9 protein-coding genes (1 of these 9 only partly in view) are annotated in these 23,818 nt (G+C 69.3%); all 9 read right to left on the bottom strand.

What is annotated here, in order from left to right; genetic code table 11:
• A protein-coding gene (locus ACWV14_RS36215) for an amino acid adenylation domain-containing protein (protein WP_454908651.1) crosses the window boundary here: on the bottom strand, nt 1-3,652 show its 5' portion. Its footprint begins 4,169 nt before the window's first position; the window shows 3,652 of its 7,821 coding nt (coding positions 1-3,652); its start codon is at nt 3,650-3,652; the stop codon falls past the left edge of the window.
• Nucleotides 3,649-6,741, bottom strand: a complete 3,093-nt coding sequence (locus ACWV14_RS36220; protein ID WP_454908652.1) for a non-ribosomal peptide synthetase — start codon at nt 6,739-6,741, stop codon at nt 3,649-3,651. The genes ACWV14_RS36215 and ACWV14_RS36220 overlap by 4 nt, the downstream gene beginning before the upstream one ends.
• Before the next feature lie 5 nt (nt 6,742-6,746).
• A complete protein-coding gene (locus tag ACWV14_RS36225) occupies nt 6,747-13,826 on the bottom strand; it encodes an SDR family NAD(P)-dependent oxidoreductase (RefSeq protein WP_454908653.1) in 7,080 nt (2,359 codons plus the stop codon).
• Complete coding sequence (locus ACWV14_RS36230) at nt 13,826-19,117, bottom strand: amino acid adenylation domain-containing protein (protein WP_454908830.1); 5,292 nt, start codon at nt 19,115-19,117, stop codon at nt 13,826-13,828. The genes ACWV14_RS36225 and ACWV14_RS36230 overlap by 1 nt, the downstream gene beginning before the upstream one ends.
• A 63-nt stretch (nt 19,118-19,180) precedes the next feature.
• Entirely contained in the window at nt 19,181-19,921 is a 741-nt protein-coding gene (locus ACWV14_RS36235; RefSeq protein WP_454908654.1) for a thioesterase II family protein, read from the bottom strand.
• A 4-nt stretch (nt 19,922-19,925) separates the two neighbouring features.
• Complete coding sequence (locus tag ACWV14_RS36240) at nt 19,926-20,174, bottom strand: MbtH family protein (RefSeq protein ID WP_454908655.1); 249 nt, start codon at nt 20,172-20,174, stop codon at nt 19,926-19,928.
• A 198-nt stretch (nt 20,175-20,372) separates the two neighbouring features.
• Nucleotides 20,373-20,621 (bottom strand): FecR/PupR family sigma factor regulator, encoded by a 249-nt coding sequence (locus ACWV14_RS36245; RefSeq protein ID WP_454908656.1) that lies wholly within the window; start codon nt 20,619-20,621, stop codon nt 20,373-20,375.
• Between the two features lie 31 nt (nt 20,622-20,652).
• Complete coding sequence (locus tag ACWV14_RS36250) at nt 20,653-21,183, bottom strand: sigma-70 family RNA polymerase sigma factor (RefSeq protein ID WP_454908657.1); 531 nt, start codon at nt 21,181-21,183, stop codon at nt 20,653-20,655.
• A 159-nt stretch (nt 21,184-21,342) separates the two neighbouring features.
• Entirely contained in the window at nt 21,343-23,733 is a 2,391-nt protein-coding gene (locus tag ACWV14_RS36255) for a penicillin acylase family protein (protein ID WP_454908831.1), read from the bottom strand.
• Nucleotides 23,734-23,818: the final 85 nt, after the last annotated feature.

Genomic DNA, 23,818 nt, shown 5'->3' on the forward strand with positions numbered 1-23,818 from the left:
GCCATGACACTGCGTCGACCACCAGATGATGGATGGCCAGCAGCAGGCGCGCGCCACCGCCCGCCACCTCGATGGCAAGTGCACGCAGCAAGGGGCCGCGGGCCAGGTCGAGGCTGCGTTGTGCCTCTTCGCACAGCGTCTCGATGGCGCCGGCGTCGCGAGCCTGACGCACCCACAGCAGGCGGCCGGCCGACGACGTCTCGGCGGGCGCACAAGCCTGCCGCCACTGGCCATCGGCGTCCTGCATGAAACGCAGTCGCAAGGCATCGTGGTGCCGCACAAGAGCCTGCAACGCGGCCTCGAGCGCCACGGGGTCGAGTCGCTCCCGGCTTTGAAACAGCAGCGCCTGGTTCCAATGATGGCGGCAGGGAATGTCGGTGGCGAAGAACTCGGCCTGGAGGGGCAGCAACGGCACCGCTCCCGATGCCTCGGTCGTCTTCGATGCGATGGATGAGACAGGCGCGACCGACATTTCGTCGGCATCGACTGTTTCGGCGAAGGCGACGATCGAGGCGATGGTCTGCCGCTCGAACATCTGGCGCGGCGTGATCTTCCAACCGGCCACGCGCAGCCGGGACACGATCTGCAGGCTGAGAATGGAATCGCCGCCGAGTTCGAAGAAGTTGTCGTGCCGCCCGACCGATGCCACGCCGAGCACCTCGGCCCAGATGCCGGCTAGAACCTGCTCGATGCCCTCGGCGGGCACCTGGTGCGAGCCGCTGAGCCGGCGCTCGGGTCTAGGCAGCGCCTTGCGATCGATCTTTCCGTTGGCGTTCAGTGGCAATGCATCGAGCATCACCAGTGCCGAAGGGATCATGTAGTCGGGCAGCGCCGTGCCCAGGCGGGCCTTCAGTTCCGCCGGCTCCAGTGGCTGGCTTGCCTGCAACGACACGTACCCCACCAGCCGTGCACCGCCCGGACCCTCGTCCGCGATGACCACCGCCTCGCGCACCTCGGGCTGCGCCAGCAACTGCGCCTCGATCTCCCCCAGCTCGATGCGGAAGCCCCGGATCTTCACCTGGTGGTCGATCCGCCCCAGGTATTCCAACTGGCCGTCTTCGCGCCAGCGCACCAGGTCGCCCGTGCGGTAAAGCCGCTCGCCCGTGCCGCTGAACGGATCGGCGACGAATCGCTCCGACGTCAACGCGGCCTTGGCAAGGTACCCCCGGGCCAGGCCGATGCCGCCCAGGTACAGCTCCCCACCCACGCCCTGCGGCACGAGGTTCAGGCCCGCATCCAGCACATAGGTCTTCGTGTCCGAGATCGGACGACCGATCGCCACGTGGTTGCGCCCGTCTGCCTGGCAGGTCCAGTGCGTGACGTCGATGGCCGCTTCGGTCGGGCCATAGAGGTTGTACAGGCCCGCGCCCGGCAGGCGCTCGAACACCCTGGCCTGTGCTTCGGCGGGCAGTGCCTCGCCGCTGCACACGATGCGCTTCAAGCTCGTGCATGCCTCGATGCCCTCGTGGGCCACGAACGCCTGCAGCATCGAGGGCACGAAGTGGATGGTGGTGACATGGTGCCGGCGAATCAGCTCGACCAGCTTGCCCGGTTCGCGGTGGTCGCCCGGCTGTGCGACGACAAGCCTTGCACCCTGCATCAGCGGCCAGAAGAACTCCCACACCGAGACGTCGAAGCTGAACGGTGTCTTCTGCAGGACGGTGTCGGCTTCACCGAGCGAATAAGCATCCTGCATCCAGGCCAGGCGGTTGAACAGAGAGCGGTGGCGATTCGCCGCCCCCTTGGGCCGGCCGGTGGAGCCGGAGGTGTAGATCACATAGGCCAGGTGCTCGCCGTGCAGAGGCACGTCGGGATCGACGCTGGGGCCGTTCTCCAGATCCAGCCGATCGAGTTCGATCGTCTGCACGCCCTCGCCCCGGGGGATGTTCGGCACGATGTGGCTCTGAGTCAGCAGCAGCTTCACGCCGCTGTCCTCCAGCATGTAGGCGATGCGCTCGTGCGGATACTCGGGGTCGATGGGCACGTAGGCGCCGCCGGCCTTGAGGATGGCCAGCAGGCCCACGACCATCTCCACGCTGCGTTCCACTGCGATGCCTACCGGCATGTCGGGCACCACGCCCAGCGCGATCAGCCGGTGGGCCAGGCGGTTCGCGCGTGCTTCGAGCTGCGCATAGCTCAGCGATTCATCGCCGAACACCAGCGCCACCACATCCGGCGTGCGCCTGGCTTGTTGGCCGATCAGGCGGTGCACAGGCTCGGCATAAGCGTGGTGCGGCCGGTTCTCGCTCCAGCGCATCAGTTGCGCACGCTCGTCCTCGCCGGTCAGCACCAGGTTGGCGAGCACGCTGTCGGGCTCGGCCGCGAGGGTTTCCAGCACGCGCAGATAGCGCGCTATCAGCCGTTGCGCGGTGGTTGCCTCGAACAGGTCGGTGTTGTATTCGAGGCGGCCGCGAACGCCCTGCGGGCCGATGTAGAAGTCGAGCGACAGGTCGAACTTGGCGCCCGCGTCGTCGAACTCCTCGAGTTCGGCGCGCACGCCCTCGAAATCGAGCGCCACCGCCTCGCCAGCCATCTGCACGCCGAACATCACCTGGAACAGCGGACTACGCGCCGGATCGCGCCGGTCCTTGCGGCTCGCGAGCAGAACCTCGAAGGGCAGCTCGGCATTGTCGAGCGCGGCCAGCGCGTCGGCGCGCACCTGGCGGCAGATCTCGCGCAGGCTCTGGCGCGGCGACAGCCGCACCCGGAACACCTGGGTGGTCACGAAGAAGCCGAGCAGCTCGCTCACTTCCTCGTGGTGGCGCCCGGCGTTGGGCACACCGATGGCGAAATCGTTCTGGCCGCTGCAGCGTGCAAGCAGCACCTGCCATGCCGCCAACAGGGCGACGAAGGGCGTGCATTTTTCGGCGCGGCAGAATTTCTGAACGGCGACCGCGAGCGCCGGTGGTACGTCGAAGCCGAGCGCGGTCCCGGCGAAGGTCTTGCGGGAGGGCCGCGCGTGGTCGGTCGGCAAATCGAGCGCCGGAACCTCCGGTCCCAGATGCCGGTTCCAGTGCTCGAGCTGGCGTTCCAGCGCCCCGCCCTGCACGCTCGCGCGCTGCCACACCGCGTAGTCGGCGTACTGAACGGAAAGCGGTGGCAACTGGACCGGTCCGCCGCCGCGCAAGGCGAGCCTATAAGCCTCGGCCAGATCGCGCGCGAGGATCGGGTTCGACCATGCGTCGGACACGATGTGATGCAAGCACACGGCAAGCACATGCCGGTCTTCGCCCAATTTCACGAGCCGCGCGACCAGCGCGGGCGCCGCGCCCAGGTCGAACACATGCCCCGCGGTGCGGCGCAGGGCCTCACCAAGCGGCCCCTTCTGCGCCTCGGCGCTCAGGCCCGACAGGTCGATACCCTCCAGCGCGAACGGCACGGTGGCCTGCACGCGCTGCATCGGCACGCCGTCCTGCTCGAAGAAACTGGTGCGCAAGATGGCATGGCGCGCGATCAGCGCCCGGAACGCGTGCTCCATCGCGTCCGCATCGAGCCGGCCGGCCAGGCGGAAGACGCGCGGCAGGTTATAGGCCGTGAGTCCCGGTTCGAGCCTCTGCAGGAAGCACAGCTGCTCCTGCGCATAGGACAGGGCCACGGCATCGCCGTCGGACACGGTGCGGGCGATGGTGGGCTGCATCAGGGGATGGTTCATGCGGTTTCGCTCAAGTCTTCTTCCGGCTGCCGGTGCGCCTGCGCACGCTGTTCCAGTTGTGCGGCGTCGCCGCTGCCTTCGCGCAGCGCGGCTGCCAGCGACGCCGGCGTCGGGTGGTCGAACACCACGCCCGCCGCCACTTCGACCTGCAGCAGCTTGCGGATGCGAGCGACGAGCTTGATGACCTGCAGCGAGTGGCCGCCGAGTTCGAAGAAATCGTCCTCCACGCCGATGGGGCCGCTGCCCAGCAACGAGGCCATGCCGTCGGCGAGCACGGCTTCGAGCGCGTCGCGCGGCTCGATGCGGGCTTTGTGTCCGGCGGCGGGCACGATTGCCGTCAGCGCCAGCCGGTCGATCTTTCCGTTGGGCAGGCGGGCGAAGGCATCCGTGGCCGTGAAGCTCGCCGGCACCATGTGCGCGGGCAGCAGCGCGGCCAGCCGTTCGCGCAGCGCGCGGCCATCAGCCAGCGCCGCATCGGCAACGAAAAACGCGGACAACGTGGTCGCGCCCGCGGCATCCGGCACCGCAAGCACCACCGCCTGCCGCACGTCCGGCTGTGCCAGTAGCACCGCCTCGACCTCGGCGGGCTCCACACGGAAGCCGTGGATCTTCACCTGATGGTCCGCGCGCCCCGCAAGGCGGATGCCGCCTTCGGCCAGCACGTACGCCAGGTCGCCCGTGCGATACAGGCGCTGGCCCGGGTTGAAGGGGTCGGCCACGAAGGCATCACCCGCCTCGCGATTCAGGTAGCCGCGGCAAAGTTGCGCGCCACCGACGTAGACCTCGCCCAGGCCTCCGGCCGGCACGAGGCCCAGCGCCTTGTCGAGCACATGCACGCGGTTGTTCGCAAGCACCCTTGTAAGCGGCAGCTGCTCGGGCACTTGCGCGCCGGCGGGCAGCGCATGGACCATCACACCGACCGTCGTCTCGGTCGGCCCGTAGTGGTTGTAGACGGCGCACTGCGGCGCGAGCCGCGCAATGCGCTCGACCAGCGCGCGCGGCGCGGCCTCTCCGCCCAGCACCAGCGTGCGCGGCAAGTTTGGCGATTCGCACTCGAGCAGCGCCTCCAGGTGCGAGGGCACGATCTTGATCGCGTCGATCTCGCGTGCGGCCATGAAACGCGCGAAAGCGTCGGCGTCCTTCACTTCGTCTTCGGCCGCCACCACCAGGCAGGCGCCGTTGAAGAAGGCGGCGAACAGCGCGGTATTGCCCAGGTCGGCGACGACCGAGCTGGTGAGCGCCCAGCGGCGACAGGTGTCGAGCTTCATCGCCGACGAGGCGGCCGCCACATAGTTCAGCAGATGCCCCTGTTCGATGGCGACGCCCTTGGGCTTGCCGGTGGAGCCTGAGGTGTAGAGCACGTACGCCAGGTCCTGCAGCGCGATGCGATGTGCAGGCGCTGCATCCGTTGTCCCTTCGAGCGCAGGCAGCATGGCGGCATCGAGCACGAATGCCGGCCGTGCGTCCGCGAGCACGGCCGCACGGCGCGCCTCGGGCCATTCGGGCTCCAGCGGCAGGTAGGCGGCGCCCGCCCGCCAGGCGGCGAAGATCGCCACCGGCAGTTCTATCGAGCGCGGCAGGTTGAGCGCGACAATGGAGCCGGGTGTCACGCCCTGTGCAGTGAGCCAGTGCGCTAGCCCGTTGATGCGGGCGTCGAGCTCGCGGTAGCTCAGGCGCTGCCCGCCCGCTTCGAGCGCAGCGGCATCCGGCGTGGCCTGTGCCCAATGCGCGATGCGGTCGGCCACGGTCTGCGTGCCCGCATCGATGCGTTCACTGCCGCTCTGCGCGAGCAGCAATTCGCGCTCCTTCGGCCCGACCAGCGACAGCGTTTCAAGCGGCGCATCGGGCTGCGCGACGACGGCCTCGAGCAGCGTGAGGAACTGCAGCAGCAGGCGTTCCAACGCCGCCTGGCTGTAGCGTTCCGCATCGGCGTGCAGCGACAGCGCCGCGCCTTCCGTTTGCCATGCGACCTGCAGCGCGAGTTCGAAGCAAGGCATCGGACCGGGCAGCCCGATCAGGCGCCACTGCGGATCGGTGCCGTGAGACGGCGGCGCCTCGTGCGAAGCAAAGCCGACAACGGTATGCGTAGCGAAGGGCGGCGCATCGACGGACCAGTATTCCTGCGCATCGACGTGTTCCGCCAGGGCAGCGTCGAACCTGCCGATCCATCCCGCGAAGGATTCGCCGGGAGCCACATCGACCACCACCGGCAGCACCTTGTCGAACACGCCGACCGCGCCTTGCATGGGCTCGTAGTCACGCCGGCAATCGTGCTGCCAGCCGCCGATGAAGCGACCCGTCCCGCCCAGCCGGGCAATCAACAGCCACCAGGCCGCGTGCAGCAGGGTCTCGGGCTGCGCGCCGAGTGCATCGGCACGCGCGGCCACGCGGGCTGCGAGCGCCGCGTCGATGGTGCTGGAGACATGACGGCGCGCGGCTTGCACCTGTGCAACATCGCACCGCCCTTGAAGGTGCGGCGGTGCTAGGGTCGAGGCATCGGCCGCAGACCGCTGCCAGTAGGCGCGCCCCTGCGCCGCATCGTCGCCTTCGAGCAGGTCCTGTCGCCATTCGACGAAGCGCGCGTACTGGAAGACCTCCTCCGGGTTGAGGCTGCCTTCGCCCGAGTAGGCCGTGGCGATCTGGTCGAAAAGGTTCTGCAGGCTTTCCCTGTCCGCCGCCAGCGGGTTCACCGACAGGGCCAACACATGGCGAGCCTCGCCCGTGCGCACAAGGGCAGCGCTGACGAGTTCGCCACGTTCCATCGCGAGCGGCCCGGCACTGAAGGCGTCGAGCCAGGCGTTCAATGCGTCATCGACCGTCTGACTCAGATCGGCCAGCTGCCATTTCAGTGGCGGCATTTCGTCGAGAGACTGTTGCCGCAGGCCCCGGTAGCCCGCCACCTGTCGGATGGCCACGCACAGCGCGCCGTGCGCGCGCAACACGCGCTCCACGGCAAGGCGCAGGCGCGCTGCGTCCAGCGCGCCTTCGATGCCGGCTCGCAGGAGCAGGCGCTGCGCGCCGGCGGGCACCGTGCGCTGTTCGGGACTCAGCGGGGATGTGGTTTCGAGACTGTCGGTCATCGTGCTCATGGCGTTCAGGCCTCCTGCTCGTCGGCCAGGCGCGCATCGGCGGCCACCTGCGGTGCGCCTTCGAGTGCGGCACGATCGAACATCGCGCCCATCGCCACCACGATCTTGCGTGGCCCCTCGTACGGATCGCGCGCATGAGCCGCGAGCATGTTGTCGAGCATGACGATGTCGCCCTGCTGCCAGTCGAAACGCACCGCGCATTCCTCGTACACGCGGCCGACCACCGCCATGGTTTCGTCGGCAATGGGCGAGCCGTCGCCGTACATCACGTGGCGCGGCAGGCGGTCGATGCCGCCCATGGCGAGCAGGTCCTCGCGCACCTGCGCTTCCAGGCAGGCCACGTGGTGCAGCTGGATCTGGTTGAAGAACACCTTTTCGCCAGTCAGCGGGTGGCGGATCACCGCCGGGCAGCGCGAGCGCGTCTGCAGCGTATCGCTGTCGAGCCAGCGCCAGGCGATGCCGGCGGCGGCCAGGCGGGCCTCCACGTCTTCGCGGCGCTCGGTCTTGTAAAAGTCGCGCCAGCTCACGTCGAGGCCCGGCGTGAAGGTGCGTACGTACAGCAGCTCCTTGCGCTCGAACTCGGCCACCAGGTCGGCGGGCAGGCGGCGCAGCATCTCGCGGCAATCGACGATGGGCGTGGCGCCGCCCACCGGCGAAGGCAGTTCGCAGAAGAACCACTGCTTGCGCGGCCAGCGGTCGAGGTGCGAGCTTTCGTTGTGGAACAGGATCATCTGCCGCTCCGGATACGGCGTGGAGCGGTAGGTCTTCTTGCCGCCCTCCTTCTTCGGCAGGTCGCCGTAGCTGCCGTACAGCTCGGGCTCGATGGCCTCGGCAAAGGCCTCGAAATCCTGTGGCGTCTTCAGGCCGAAGTTGCGGAACAGGATGCCGCCGTGCCTTGCAACCAGCATCTCGATGTAGTCGGCCTGGCTCCTGGCCCAGGCCACGGTGTCGAGGTCGTCGGTGGTGGCCTGCAGCACGATGGGGAATTCGGCGCCGGGCTTGAAGAAAGAGGTCTGCACGACGGGGCGAGCCGCGGCGCGCGGCGCTTCGCGTCCCGGCCCTGTCTTGCCCAGTTTGTCCAACTTGCCGAGCTTGTCCATCTTGCCGGCGGCGCCAGTGGATTTCGCGGTGTTCATGTTGATTCGCTCCTGCGTTTGCGAGGGGGCTAGTGCGTCGATAGCCTGGCCCGGTGTTGCGACGATCCGCTCCAGCAGCGCATGCCACGAAGCGGTGAACTTTTCGACGGTCTCCCGCCGGTACAGATCCGTGGCGTACACCCACTCGACGGTGAGCGCGCCGGCCTGCTCCCTGGCGAACACCGCCAGGTCGAACTTGGATTCGTTCATCTGCTGGGGCAGCACCTCGACCTCGGCGCCTTCGATGGCGAACCGGATCTCGGGTGTGTTCTGCAGGACGAAGAGCACCTGCACCAGCGGGTTGCGGTCGCGCGCGCGCTGCGCGCCCGACAGCTCGACGATCTGGTCGAAGGGCACGTCCTGGTGGTCCATGGCCGCGAGCGTCTGCTGCTTCGTCTGCGCGAGCCATTGCCGGAAGTCCATCCGCCGATCGTCCATGCGCGAGCGCACCGGCACCACGTTGACGAAGAAGCCCAGCAGCTGCTCGAGGTCCGGGTGGCCGCGGCCGGCCACGTCGGTGCCGATGACGATGTCGTCGGCTCCCGAGGCCTGGTGGAAGAACAGGAAGAAGGAGGACAGCAGCAGCGTGAACAGCGAGGTGTCGGCTTCGCGCGCCAGCGCGCCCAGCGCCCGCGACAGTGCCGGCGACAGCTCGAGAACAACCGAGCTGCCGGCGTGCGAGGCCGTGGCCGGGCGCTGGTGGTCGGGCTTCAGGCTCGACATCCGCGGCGCATTGCGCAGGTAGCTTCGCCAGAACTCGGCCTTGGGCGCGAACGCGTCGGAAGCCAGCGCGCGCTCGTACCACGCGGCGTAGTCCACATACTGCACCGGCAGCGGCGCAAGCACCAGCGGCTGGCCGCGCAGCGCCCGTTGGTAGAACTCGCCGAGTTCGCGCGCGAACACCGCGATCGACCAGCCATCGAACACGATGTGGTGCACCACGAGCACCAGCACATGCTCGCGTTCGCCCAGGCGCACGATGGTCGCCTTGATGAGCGGGCCTTCGGCCAGTGCAAAGGGCACGCGCACGAGTTCGTCGAACAGCACGCTGTAGCTGCGTATGCGCGCGGCCTTGTCGGCCTCGTCGATCTCGATGAGTGGAATATCAAGCTGCACGCCGGAACGGATCACCGCAACGGGTTCGCCCTCGTCGTCTTCGGCGAACACGGTACGCAACACTTCGTGTCGCGCGACGATGGCGTCGATGGCCGCGCGCAGCACATCGACATTCAGTGCGCCGTGCAGGGCCAGTCCGGCCGACATGTTGTAGGCCGCGCGGCCCGTGACATTGCCGGCGTCGGTGAGCCGGTCCACGAGCCAGATGCGACGCTGCATGGGCGACAGCGGCAGCGCGCCGGTGCGGGGAACGGGTGCGATCTCCATCGCGGCGGCCCGCCTCGGCCCGGTCGCTGGCATGCGCGCAATCAGGCCGGCAATGGTCGGCGCCTTGAAGAACTCGCTGGGATGCAGCTCGACCGCGTAGGCCTTGCGGATGTGCGACAGCAGCTGGATGGCGACCAGCGAATCTCCGCCGAGCTCGAACAGGTTGTCGTCCATGCCGATGGGCGCGATGCCCAGGCGCTCGGTCCACAGCGCGGCCAGGGCATTGGGAAGTTCGCCTTCGGGCGCGACGAAGGGCGTCTGCAGCGTGGGGCGCGGATGGCTGCCGCCGCTTGTCGTGGGCTGCGCGTCTTCGGCCGCGAGCATGTCGAGCATGCCGTTGTCCAGGGGGCCCAGGCGCTGCGCGAGGTCGGTGGTCGAGATCACGGTCTGCGGCCGCAGCGGGCCGTTGACGATGCGCTCGAAAGTGCGCGCCCCTTCGGGCCCGTCCATGCCGATGCCGTCGGGCACCTCCATGTGCTCTGCCATGCCGAGGCCGCGCCAGGCGTCCCAGTTGACCGAGAAGACCGGGAACTTGCCGGCACGCGCATGGGCGATGGCCAAGGCGTCGAGGTACGCATTGGCCGCGGCGTAGTCGCTCATGCCCAGGCCGCCGGCCACGCTGGAGATGGAAGAGCACAACTGCACGAAGTCGAGCGGCCGGCCGCGCACCGCGTCCAGCAGCGCGCGGGTGCCACGCACCTTGGTCGCGAAGATGGTGTCGACCTGCGCGCGCGTGCGCTGGGCCATCATGCCGCCGCCCGCGTCGCCGGCAGCGTGGACGATGCCGTGCAACCCGCCGAAGCGCGCGTCAGCCCGTTCGAGTGCGGCGTGCAGTTGGGCGGTGTCGGACACGTCGGCCGCGACGGTCAGCACTTCGGCGCCCAGTGCTTCGAGTTCGAGCAGCTGGCGCAGCCTGTTCTTCAGCGCGGCGGGCTGCGAGTCGTCCTCGGCCAGCGAGGCCCACGACGCGCGCTCCGGCATCGCGGTGCGGCCGAGCAGCACCAGCCTGGCCTGCCAGTGCCGTGCCAGGTGTTTCGCGATGGCAAGGCCGACGCCGCCGAGGCCGCCGGTGATCAGGTACACGCCCTGCTTGCGCATGCGCTGCGCGGCGGCTGGAAGCGGCGCGGGCTCGTAAGCCTTCGCCCAGCGGTGCGCACCGCGATAGGCCAGCAGCGGCTCGCCGGGGTCGGCCCGCAGCGCGGCGGATTCTCCGGCGATCTGATCGACCAGCAAGGCTTCGGAATCGCTCTCTGGCGCGGGCAGCATGACGTCGATCACGCGGCAATGGATGCGCGGGCATTCCTGCCCGATTATCTTGCCGATGCCCAGCAGCGTGGCCTTCTCGGGACACAGCGGCTCGCCGCCGGTGACATCCTCGATCTGGTTGGCGACGACGGTGATCGGCAGTTTGCCGGCGGAAGCCGCCGTGGTGCGAGTGTCGAGCGCCTGCACGAGCGCCAGCATGCTGAAGAAGCTGCGCTCCAGCAGCTCGGGCTGCGGCTGCGAGGCCGGCACTTCGTCGAGGCACCACAGGTGATGGATGGCGGTGACGGCGCCGAAGTCGGCCTCGGCCTCGCGCAGCAGCTGCGCGTGGTCGTCACGTTCCCCGGGGCGCAGGGTCCAAGCCTCGCGGCCGGTGCGCGCGAACGCTTGGCCGCGCTGGGCAACGACCACCGCATGGCCCAGTGAACGCAGATGACGAGCGAGATGGCCGGTGAGGCTGCGGCCATCGCCGAACACGAGCACGCAGCCTGCGTCGGCCATGTTTCCGGGCACGGCAGGCATCAGCGGTTCAATCCGCTTCCACGAGGGGACGTAGAACGCGTCGGAAGGCGCCTTTCGCGCGGACTTCGCCGATGCGGCATCGGGCGCGTCGACCCAGTATCGGCGGCGCTGGAATGGATAGGCCGGCAGCGGCACGCGGCGCCGCGCCTGCCCCGCATGGCAAGCCGCCCAGTCGATGTCCACGCCCGCGAGCCACAGGCTGGCGAGTGCGTGTGCGATCTGCTGCGCATTGCGCGCGCGCTGCCGCGGGTGTGCTTGGCTGGCATGCACGGCGGCGGCCGAGCCGGCCATTGGGTGCTGGCGCGCCAGGCCGGCAAGGGTTTCGCCAGGGCCGACTTCGAGCACCACCCGCCCCGGCACCTCGAAGAGCGTGCGCAGGCCGGCGGTGAACTGCACCGTGCCGCGCAGGTGCTGCGCCCAGTAGCTCGGGCTGACAGCCTGCTCGGCCGTGATGAGCCGGCCGGTGACGTTGGAGATGAACGGAATCTTCGGCGCCTCACGCGGCACCGAGGCAATGAGCTGCTCCAGCTGCGCGAGCAGCGGCTGCGTCATCGAAGAATGCGAGGCGATCGACACATGCAGCCGGCGCGGCAGGTGGCCCTGTGCGCGCAGCTTCTCTTCGGTGACCTCGATGGCGTCGAGCGGACCGGAGATCACGCACAGCTGCTCGCCGTTGTCCGCTCCCAGGTCGCAGCCGCCGGTCAGGAAAGGCGCGAGTTCTGCCTGCGACAGCGGCACCGCCGTCATTGCGCCGGGCGGCATCGATTGCAGCAGGCGCCCGCGCAAGGCGGCGACGCGCAGCGCGTCTTCCAGCCGGAACACGCCCGCCAGGCAGGCCGCGACGTATTCGCCGAGGCTGTGGCCCAGCATCACGGCAGGGCGCACGCCGCGCCGCATCCACCAATGCGCCATTGCATATTCGACGACGAACAAAGCAGGCTGCGCGAAGGCGATGTGGAACAGGCGCGCGTCGGCCTCTGCCTCCGCGCCCGGCGCGGGGAACAGCAGTTCGCGCAGGTCGAGACCGAGCTCGGGGCGCAGCAGTTCGCAGCAGCGGTCGATGTCCTCGCGGAACGGCGCATCGTCGCGGTAGAGCGCGAGGCCCATGTTCGCGTGCTGCGTGCCGCCGCCCGGGAACAGGAAGGCGACTTCAGGCGGCTGTTCGGGCACCGGGGCGGCGGCTGCGAGGACACCTTCGCCCGAAGCGAGCATGCGCGCGGCGGCCGGCGGCTCGTCGGCCACCACGGCGCTGCGGTGGGCGAAGGGGCGGCGGCCGGTCTGCAGCGTGTACGCGGCGTCGGCCAATGCGGTGTGGGGGTGTTCCTCGAGGTGCGCGCCGAGCCGCTGCGCGGACTGCCGCAAGGCGGTGGCGCTCATGGCCGACAGCGGCAGCACCTGCCAGCAGCCCTGCCCTTGCGGCAACACGGTGACGGCCGGCGCTTCGGGAGCCTCTTCGAGCACGACGTGCACATTGGTGCCGCCGATGCCGAAGGAGCTGACGCCCGCGCGGCGCGGTGCCTCGCCCTTCGGCCATGGCCGAGCCTCGGTGTTCACGTAGAACGGGCTGTTCGCAAAGTCGATCTGCGGATTGGGCTGCTCGAAATGCAGGCTGGGCGGCAGCGTCCGGTGCCGCAGCGCCATTGCGGCCTTGATGAGGCCGGCCACGCCGGCGGCCGCATCGAGGTGGCCGATGTTGGTCTTGACCGAGCCGATGGCGCACCGGCCTTTGGCCGTCGCCCCGCCGCTCGCAAAGGCCTGCATCAGCGCGGCCATCTCGATCGGGTCGCCGAGCGTGGTGCCGGTGCCGTGCGCTTCCACATAGTCGATGGTGTGCGCGGGCACGTCGGCCATCATCTGCGCCGCGCGGATCACGCCGGCCTGCCCCTGCACGCTGGGCGCGGTGAAACCGATCTTGTCCGCGCCGTCGTTGTTGGCGGCGCTGCCCTTGATGATTGCGTGGATGGTGTCGCGGTCGCGCAGCGCCTCTTGCAGCCGCTTGAGCACGACGATGCCCGCGCCGCTGCCGATGACGGTGCCCGCCGCCTTGGCGTCGAAGGCGCGGCAGTGGCCGTCGGGCGAGAGGATGGCGCCGTTCTGGTAGCGATAGCCGCCCTCCTGCAGCAGGTTGAGCCACACGCCGCCGGCCAGCGCCATGTCGCAGTCGTGGCTCAGCAGGGCCTGGCAGGCCATGTGCACCGCCACCAGCGAGGTCGAGCATTCGGTCTGCACGCTGACGGCAGGGCCGCGCAGGTCGAGCTTGTAGGCCACGCGCGTGCACAGCGAGCCGGCGGAGTTGCCGCTCATCAGGCCCAGCATGTCGGCAATGCCCGTGCCGGCGTCGACACCGAAGGCGGGCAGCAGGTGCCGCATCAGGTAGAGGTTGGGGCCATCGCCCGCGTAGACGCCGACCGACGCGGGGTTCTTCCTCGCCTGCCAGCCCGCGTGCTCCAGCGCCTCCCAGGCGCATTCGAGAAAGATGCGCTGCTGCGGATCGAGGTGCTCGGCCTCGCGTGGGGAATAGCCGAAGAAGCCGGCGTCGAACTGGTCGAAGCCTTCGAACAGCACGCCGGCCTTCACGTAGTCGGGGTCGGCCAGCGTGCGCTCGGGCACGCCGCGCGCGCGCAGTTGCTCGTCGCTGAAGACGGTGACCGACTCGACACCGTCGCGGATGTTGCGCCAGAAGGTGTCGACATCGGGTGCGCCCGGAAAACGGCCGGCCATGCCGACGATGGCGATCTCGATGCCCGTGAGTCCGGACGGCGATGTGTCTTGGTCTTGCATCAGAAGCTTCTTTCGGTGGGACGGCTGCGCTGCAGCAGGGCCGCGCGCTGGCGCTGGGCGCGCGCCTGTTCGCTGTCGCCGTCCTCGTTGCCGGCGGGCTGTGCCGCGCCGCGTCCCTGCTCGATGCGGCGCGCCAGCGCGCCGACGGTCGGGAACTTGAAGAGATCGACCACCGACAGGCCCGGGTTCAGCCGGTCTTCCATCAGCCGGTGCATGCGGATCACCAGCAGCGAGTTGCCGCCGAGATCGAAGAAGTTGTCGTGCATGCCCACCTTCTCGACCTTGAGCAGCCCGGCCCAGATCGAGGCCAGCGTCTGGGCGATGTCGCCCTGCGGTGCCTCGTAGTCCTGGCGGCCAGGCACGGCGGGTGCGGGCAGCGCGCGGCGGTCGACCTTGCCGCCGGCTGTGAGCGGGAAGCTGTCGAGCGCCACGATGGCCGAGGGCACCATGTAGTCGGGAAGGACACGCCCGAGTTGCTCCCTGAGCGCCGCGGTGTCGATCTGCTCGGTGGGTGCGGGCGACACATAGGCCACCAGGGAGGCGCCAGCGGCGCTGTCGTGCACGAGCACCAATGCCTCGCGAACCGCCGCGTGCTCGCGCAGGCGCGCTTCGATTTCGCCGAGTTCGATGCGAAAGCCCCGGATCTTCACCTGGTGGTCGAGACGGCCCAAGTATTCGAGCTGGCCGTCGCCGCGCCAGCGCACGAGGTCGCCGGTGCGGTAGAGCCTGCCGCCCGCGCTGTCGAAGGGGTCGGCGACGAAGCGCTCGGCCGTGAGGGCCGCGCGGCCGAGGTAGCCACGCGCGAGCCCTTCGCCGCCGAGGTACAGCTCGCCGGGAACGCCCTGGGGAACCGGCTGCAGGCTCGCGTCGAGCACGTGCGCGTTGCGACGGCCCACGGGGCGGCCGATGGGCACGTAGCCCTGCGGCGCCTGCTCCGCGTCATCCGCCGCGCCGTGCCAGGCGGTGGGCGTGATGACGGCTTCGGTCGGGCCGTAGGCATTGACGATCTGCCCCGGGCGCAGCACGCGCCGGATCAGCGCCAGGTCTTCGCCGGTCCAGGCCTCTCCGCCGAAAAGCGCAAGGCGCACGGCATGCGCGAAGGGTGCCTGGCCCTGCATCAGCTGGCGGGCATAGGCCGGCGGCAGGTCGACCACGCTCACGCGGTGGCGCTGCAGCAGGGCGTCGAGTTCGCCGGCAAGAGAGCACCATTGCGGTTGCACCACGAGCGCCGCGCCCGCAACCAGAGGCAGCAGGCATTGTTCGATGGCCGCATCGACGTGCGGCAGCGCGAACTGCAGCGACCGGTCCTCGGCGCGCATGCCGCAGGCCTGCGCCATCGACAGGAGGTGCATCGACAGCGCGCCGTGCGCCACGGCCACGCCCTTGGGCCGGCCCGTGGTGCCGGAGGTGTAGATGACGTAGGCGAGGTGGGCGTCGTGCAGCTCGATGTCTGGGTTGGCGGCCGGCTCGGCGCCTTGAGCCAGCGCCTCACCGAGCACCACCCTGGCGATGCCGCCCGCATCGAGCGCATCGGCGTTGGCGCTGTCGGTGAGCAGCACGCGCGCGCCGCTGTCTTCCAGCAGCTGCGCAAGCCTTTGCGGGGGATGCGAAGGGTCCAGCGGCAGGTAGGTGCCGCCAGCCTTCAGCACGCCGAGGAGGCCAGTCACGCGATCGGCCGCGGCCTCGATGGCCACCGCGACAGTGCAGTCGGGGACCACGCCCTGGCGAATCAACTGGTGGGCGAGGCGGTTGGCGCGCTCGTTAAGAACCGCGTAGCTGAGCTGCTTGTCGCCGTCGATCAGGGCGATGGCATCCGGGTTGGCCCGCGTCCGTGCTTCGAAAAGGCGGTGCACGGGCTGAGGGTGCGGCGTTTGCGGGTCGCCCGCCGACCATTCGCGCAGTTGGCGCTGCTCGACGGCGTCGAGCCACTGCACGTCGCCCAGCGCCTGCGCGGGATCCGTCGACAGCGCCTCCAGCAGCGCGCGGTAGTGCACGGCCATGCGTGCGATGGTGGCTGGCTCGAACAGCTCTGCCGCATAGGTGAACACCGCACCGGCACTCCCGTCGGCATGCTCGCGGATGTCGAGCACGAGTTCGAATTGCGCAGCGCTGTCGGCGATGCGGTGCTCGCGCGCCTCCAGGCCCGGCAGCATGTGGTGCACCCCCGCGTCTTCCCGCAGGAGGTTGAACATCACCTGGAACAGCGGGCTGTGGCTCAGGCTGCGCTGCAGTTGCAGGGCTTCGACGATCTGCTCGAAAGGCAGGTCCTGGTGCGCCTGCGCGCCGAGCGCGGCCTCCCGCGTCCGGGCCAGCAGTTGTGCAAGGCTCATGCGGCCCTGCACCGCGGTGCGCAGCACCTGGGTGTTGACGAAGAAGCCGATCAGGCCAACCGTCTCCGGGCGATGCCGGTTGGCGACGGGAACGCCGACGCGCACGTCCTGCTGCCCGGTGTAGCGGTGCAGCAGCGCCTGGAAGCCGGCGAGCAGCGCCATGAAGAAGGTCGCGCCATGCGCCTGCGCAGTGGCGCGCAGACGCTGAGCGAGCGCGGCGTCGAATTCGAAGGCATGGCTGGCCGCGCGGTAGGCCGCGACCGCATGCCGGGGATGGTCCGTAGGCAGAGCCAGCACCGGATGCTCGTCGCCCAGCTGGTCGCGCCAGTACACAAGCTGGCGCTCGGCCTCGCCGGCGGCGAGCCAGTCGCGCTGCCAGAGGGCGTAGTCGGCGTACTGGATCGGCAGCGGCTTGAACTGCGGTGCCGCGCCTTTCGCACGGGCGGCGTAGGCGGCGCCGAGTTCTTCGATCAGCAACTGCATCGAAGCACCGTCCGACGCGATGTGATGCATGACGACGACGAGCAGGTGCCGGGTTTCGTCGATGCGGATCAGCGCCGCGCGCAGCAGCGGACCTTCGCCGAGGTCGAAGGGCTCGGCGTGGCACGGGCTTGCGTGCTCAGCGGCAGCGGTCTCGCGTGCTTCGGCTGGCAATGCGCCCAGGTCGATCCGCCGCAGCGCGGGCCGGAATGCCGGTTGGATGCACTGGCCGACGGTGCCGTCCGCCGCTGCACGGAACACTGTGCGCAGGCTCTCGTGGCGCTCGACCAGGTCGTCGAGCGCCGTGTGCAACCCATCGGCGTCCAGGGCACCGGACAGATGCAGCGCCACGCTGACGTGGTACGCGGTGCTCTTCGGATCGAGCTGCCACAGGAACCACTGGCGCTCCTGCGCATGCGACAACGCGAGCGGCTGTGTGCGGCGCTCGGCGGGCAGGACAGGGATCACGCTGCGCGGCTTGCGCTGGCCGGTGGCGAGCACGCGCCGTACTTCCGCGGCCAGAGCGCCCAGGCGCGGCTGCTCGAACAGCGCGCGCACGGGAAACTCGATTTCCCATCGGTCGGCGATCTGGGCCGCCACCTGCGTGGCGGCGAGCGAGTTGCCGCCGTGGATGAAGAAGTGCGCGTCGCGTGGCAGCGCAGGCTGGGCGTCGCGGCGAAGCACTTTGCTCCAGATCGCGGCGACGGCCTGCTCCAGGTCATCGAGCGGTGGCTCGGTGGCGGGCGCATTCGCCGCGGAGGAACCGCCGAGGACGAATTCGCCGTGCGCGTACATGGCATACGCATCGGCTGTGCGGTCGATCCAGCCCTGCCGGCAGGCGCCGCGCTGCAGCTTGCCGCTGGTGGTCTTGGGCATACCACCGGGGTTCAGCAGCATTACGACGGACAGCGGTTCGCCGAACTGCTCGCTCACGGCAGCGCTGAGCGTCTCGACCAGCGCTTCAGGCTTCACCAGCTTCTGCGTGCTGCGCGACACCTCGGCGGCCAGGCCGATGCCCTCTCCACCGGGGCCGTCGACGGCAAACGCGGCCACGCGGCCCTTGCGCACGATGTCGACCTCGAGTTCGATCATGCGTTCGATGTCCTGCGGGTACAGGTTGTGGCCGCGCACGATGATCATGTCCTTGATGCGCCCGGCCACGTAGAGCTGGCCGTCGTACAAGAAGCCGAGGTCGCCGGTGCGCAGCCAGGTGGCGCCGTCGTGCGCGACGAAGGTCTCCCGCGACACCTGCGGCTTGTTCCAGTAGCCGTTGCCGATGCTGGGACCGGTGGCCCAGATCTCGCCGACGTGGCCGGCCTCGCGCACCGCCAGCGTGGCGGGATCGACGATGCGCACCTCGTGGCCCGAAACGGTGTGGCCGCAGCCGACGAGCGTGGCGCTTTCTTCGGTGGCGGTCTCGACAAAGCCGCGGGCCAAGCCCTGGCTGGAGAAGTCGCGCGCCACCATGCCGGCGCCGCGCGCTCCACCCGTCACGAACAGCGTCGATTCGGCCAGGCCGTAGCAGGGATACACCGCACCGGCGGCAAAGCCCGCAGGTGCGAACTGCCTTTTGAATTCGCGCAGCGTGTCCGCGCGCACAGGCTCGGCGCCGGAGAACGCCAGGCCCCAGCTCGACAGGTCGAGCTTCTGCAACTGCGCTTCGGACACGCGGTCGAGGCACAGGCGATAGGCGAAGTCGGGGCCGCCGCTGATGGTCGCGCGATGACGCGAGATGGCTTCGAGCCAGCGCACAGGCCGCTCCAGGAAATAGCGCGGCGACATCAGCGCGGCGGGGATGCCGCGATGCAGCGGCTGCAGCAGGCCGCCGATCAGGCCCATGTCGTGGTTCAGCGGCAGCCAGGTCGCGAAGATGTCGTCGGGGCCGACGGAGAGCCCCTCTTCGATCGCACGCATGTTCGCCATGAGGTTGGCGTGCGTGACCATGACGCCCTTGGGCGCCGAGGTGGAGCCGGAGGTGTATTGCAGGAAGGCGATGTCGGTGGCCAAAGGCGTTTGCGGCGTCCAGCGGTCGGCGTCTTCGGCACCGATCTCGTCCACGGGGATCAGCGACACGTCGGCAAAAGCCCCGGCCACGCCGGCGATGGATGCCTTGATGGCGGCGTGGGTCAGCACGCAACAGGCGCCGGCGTCCGCCGCGATGCCCTCGAGCTTGCCGAGATGCCGCTTGCGCGTGGACTCGGGCGGAAACACGGGCACGGCGATCAGACCTGCATACAGGCAGGCGAAGAAGCTCACGACGTAGTCGCCGCCGTTGTCCAGCATGATCAGCGCGCGTTCGCCGCGGCCGAAGGACTGCTGCAGCCGCGCTGCGAGGCCGCGCACGCGCGTGTCGAGCCGGCGATAGGAGATAGGCGTGTCGAGGGCGGTGCCGTCGCGGTCGGTCACGGCGATGAGCGCGATGTCGTCGGGCCGCCGTGCGGCCAGGTCGCGCAGGTGGCTCACGAAGTCCACGGGGTGCATCGGATTCACATCGGTTCCTTGATTGGCCGGGCCGGCAAGGCGGCGAGACCCGGCGACGGCAGCTCAGGCAAAGGCACGGGGCGCATGGACTCCTCCCGCCGCGGACTGGGCCAGGCGCCGCGCCAGTACGGCGAGCACCGGGGTCTCGTCCTGCCGGATGAAGAAATGGCCGCCCTCGAACCAGTCCAGCGTGAAGCCGGGATGGGCGGTCTCGCCGGACCAGGCCTCCATGCGCCAGGGCTCGACGTCGTCCTGCCGGCCGGCGAAGGCATGCAGCGGAACGGGCAGCGGCGCGTTGCCGGGATGTTCGAAGCTCCGGCACACGCGGTAGTCGGCGGCGAGCGTGTCGAGCGTCATGCGCAGCAGTTCTGGGCTGGCGAAGAGCTCCTCGGGCGTGCCACCCTGCTTGCGCAGGTCGCCGATGAGGGCTTCGTCATCGTCCATGTCGACGAAACGGTCCGGATCGCGCTGCGAAGGCGCTGCGCTGCCCGATACGAGCAAGGCCCGCGGCAGGGCCCGGCCGCCGACGCGAAGGCGCTGCGCAATGCCCCAGGCCAGCAAGGCGCCCATGCTGTGGCCGAAGAGCGCGAAATTGCCGCGCAGCGCGGCGTCCTGCTCGGCGCACAGCTGCGCGACGAGGGTATCGAAGTCTTCGACGAAATCCTCGCCCAGACGCTGGCCACGACCGGGCAGCTCGACCGGCACGACCTCGATCCAGCGCGGCAGCAGGCGGCGCCAGCGCAGGTACATGGTTGCGCTGGCGCCCGCGCAAGGCAGGCACAGCAGGGAAAGGGGCGCCTGCATTCGCTCAGGCGGCGGTTGATTCGCTCTTGCTGCTGTCTTGCTGCGCCATCCAGTCGCGCAGCGACTTGGGACGCATGTCGGTCCAGCTTTTCTCGACGTACTCGAGCACGGTCTTCTTGTCGCCCTGGATGCCGTCGACGGCCTTCCATCCGCCGGGCACGGCCTTCCATTGCGGCCAGATCGAATATTGCTCTTCGTGGTTGACCAGAACGATGAAGGTTTCGTCCTCGCGGTCGAAGCAGCTGGTAGACATGTGCGGTCCTCTTGGGGTTGTTGAGACGACAGGCAAGAGGCTTCGCACACCCCTTCCCTTTGCGATACATGACGGGGCGGGAGGCCGGGTGTTTAGGGCTGTCAACCATTTCCGCTGCGGTATGCGCGGGCACGGCTGCGCCGCGGCATGGCCGCGGAAATCGGTCGCGAATGGGGACGCGGAGGTCGGCGGCCGCGGTTAGCGGCTGGCGATGTCGTCCGGTGGATCTTCCGGCGGAGGAACGTCGTTGGCGGGCGGCACGAGGCCCACGAGCAGCCAGAGGCGGGCCGCTTCGTCATGGGTCTTGCGGTGAAGGGGATCCGCGGCGAGCCACTGAATGAACTCGTCGCGCGTTGCCTCGTCGAGGCTGCCGCGCTGCTCGTGCTGGCGACGCACCCAGGTCCATGCGGCCTGCCAGACCGGGTCGTGATCCTTGTCCTTTGTCATCGGCCCATCGTATCGCCGATGGGATGCGGGGTCAGCCGCCCTGCACCAGGTGACGGCAGCTTTCGAGGGCTGCGTCGGCGTCCTTGATCATGAAGTTCACCAGCGTGGCGGAGCAGCCGAGCCGCACGCCGATCTCGCGTTGCGTCATGCCGCTCAAGCGGTTGAGCTCGAAGGCCAGGCGGGTGCGCGCGGGCAGCGCCTCGAGCACGCGGTCGATCGCGGCCAGCGCCTGGCGCCCGTCCAGCAGGCGCTCAGGCGCATCGTTGCTCGGGGGGCTGACAAGCTCCACGTCCTCACAATAGGTGCGGTAGCTGGCCTCGACGGAATGATGGCGGTGATAGTCGAAGGCCACGTTGCGCACCACCTGGCAGCAGTAGCCGAGCGGCTTGCGCACCTCGCGAAGGGAGGCGCCGTCGGCCAGCTTGAGGTACGCGTCCTGCAGCACTTCGTCGGCCAGGTCCGCCGTTCGGACGATTTTTTGCGCGACGCGCTGGAGCTGGGCACGGTTTGCGATGAAGACCTCCGCCAACGTGGGTTCGGATGGCTGCAGCGACATTTCCATGGGTACTCCTGAAGTATTCACTGTAGACAATACAAATGAGAACTATTACTATTTTGTGACGGAAGAAGGCCCGGATTCCCGAGCTGTTCCCTGTCTCTTAACCTAAAGACGTTTGAACAGCCCAAAGCGAGACAGGCGGGCGATTGCGCTGGCGCCGCCTCAGGGACGCACCGTCACGCGCCTGAGCTGCGGATCGCGCGCGATGTCTTCCTCGCGGAACGGAAAGCGCAGCCAGTCCTTGCGCGCATAGCGCGCCACCGGGCCCAGTCCGCTGCCGTCGGTCACAGCGGTTTCGCGTTCGCCGTGCGCCAGCAGCGTGCGTGCCTGCACACCGTGCCGGTCGAAGTACACGACCTGGAGGTAGCTGTTGCCGTGCGAGCGATCGTCCATGGCGTAGTCGCCTTCGTTGGCGCAAGCGACCGTGAAATAGCCTTCGGCGTCGCAGCCGCCGAAAAGGGGTACCTTCCGCCCCTCGCTGCGGGCGAAGCGCTGCTGGCCCAGCGGCGCATCCAGCGCCCAGCCGTTGCGCGCCATGTCCTCGACCGCGCCGGCCAGCGCGGAGGCCACGCGCGGGTCCGTTGCACGGATCGCGGATGGCGTCTGCAACGGTGCCGACGCCGAGAACGGCTGGGCATAGAGGTCCTCGGCCGGAATCTTCTGCACCCGGGTCCAGAAAGCATCCCAGAGCAGCGCGCCCCGGTCGTTCGCATCGGCGCGGTTGGACCAGCGCCGCAGCACGTCGCAGGCCCGCCGGATATCGACCTGGTCTTTCGCACAGGCGCCGCCGAGCAGCGCTGCCTTGAACCGATCCGCAGTCGATGCGCGGGCTTCCAACGTCTTCTGCATGACGCGGTCCGCCAATGCCTTGGCCGAGTTCGCGCCGGCGCTGGCGAGTTCACTCGCGATGCGATGCCCTTCCCACCCCCGCATCGACAGCGGCTGGCCCTCCCCTCCGAGGATCGCCGCGAATCCCGTCAATGGCCGCGCCGGGTTCGTGAGCCAGTAGCTGTCGTTCATGTTGGCGACGTAGTCCTCGCGCAGCAGGCTGGGCATGCGGTCGGCAGCCATGGTACCGGGCTGCACCGAATTCTTCGCGGACTGCCATTCGCAGGCAGACCGGCTGCCATCGAGCACCGGCATGGCGGGGTCGAGCGCGGCAAGCGCCTTCGACAGCGGCGTCGCGCAGGCCGAGCGCAGGTCGTCGGGCACGCCGGGTACCGCGCCGATGTCGGCGTACCAGGCCCGGCCGTCGCCGCGCCCGATGGCCGCCGTGTTGACCCACGGCATGGCCGCCTCTTCCCGCTGGATGGCCATGAACTCGTCGAGCGAACGCGCCTGGTCCCAGCGGAAGAAGTTGCGGAAGATGCGCGGGTTGTCGGCATTGATGTCGCGCATCGCCAGCGCCTTTCGCGCGCTCCATGCCAGCGCGGGATTGCGCGCCCCCAGGTCGACCACCGGGCCGAAGCGCGTGCGATAGAGCGTGCGGCGCACCAGGTCCACCGAGCCGTCAGGCCTGCGCACCGCCACGGCGAGCGGCTGGGCCTGCATGGGTTCGGAGTGGCCGTCGACCAGGTAGCGCGTGGGGTCGGCCGGGTCCAGCGTCAGGTCGAACAGTCCGAAGCGTCGCGCGGCGGAGACCGTGTGGCTCCACGCCACGTCGTTGTTGAAGCCGATCATGATGACCGGAATGCCGAGGAAGGACACGCCTGCCACGTCGAGCTTGCCCGGCAGCGTGAGGTGCGCCTGGTAGAAGCGGTCGGGCCCGCCCCAGTACCAGTGCGGATTGCCGAACAGCACGCCGCCGCGCTCACCGGTCGCCGCCTGGCCGAATGCGAGCACGTTGCTGCCGATGCCGCGCGCGTCGCCCACCGGGATGTCGAGCCGCGAAGACAGTGAGAGCTTGTCCGCCGGCACGGGCGGCGCGGCGGCCGCGGGCTTGGCATTCACGATCTCCGAAACGAAGCGCGTGTATCCACCGGCCAGTCCGGCGGCGATCATGCGGCGGTAGACATCCTCGGGCCCGATGTCTCGCACCCACTGTGCGCCGGCACACGCATGCGACGACGCGCCGCGCCCGGGTTTGCGTGCCTGCAGCGTCCGCAGATGGCGGTTGTAGCCCTCCGCGTAGCCGGCAATGAGTTCGTTGAGGTCGGCCGGCTGTTCGCGCTTGAGCGCCTCGACCGCCTCGGGGCCTGCGAAGGCCCTGAAGAAGAAATCCAGGTCGAGATTGGCAGGCTCGCCGAACGTCGAGCGCGTTCGAGGCCTTGCCTCGGCGCCAAAGTGCAGCGAACGCTGACCGCTGTAAGTGACGAAGGCATCGGCGAGCGTGCACAACGCGTCCTCGGCCTGCGCCTGGCCGTAGCCGATGCCCAGCCCGCGCCAACTGCCGGCGCGTACGTGCGGAATGCCGTCGGTGGTGCGCCGGATCTCGATGGAGGCCGCCGGTGCCTCGCCGCGAGCCGACGCCGGGGCGGCACCGAAGACGGCGCAGGAGATTGCCAGGGCGGCCACGCACAGGCCCCGTACGGGCACACGGAAGGGAGAGAGTATGTTCACGTCGTCGTTCGCTGGTGGCATGAATGGATGCCGCGACGCCAGCACAACGCCGCTTCCTGCACAGACGGTTCGGCGAGCC

The organism is Variovorax durovernensis, assembly GCF_977011995.1.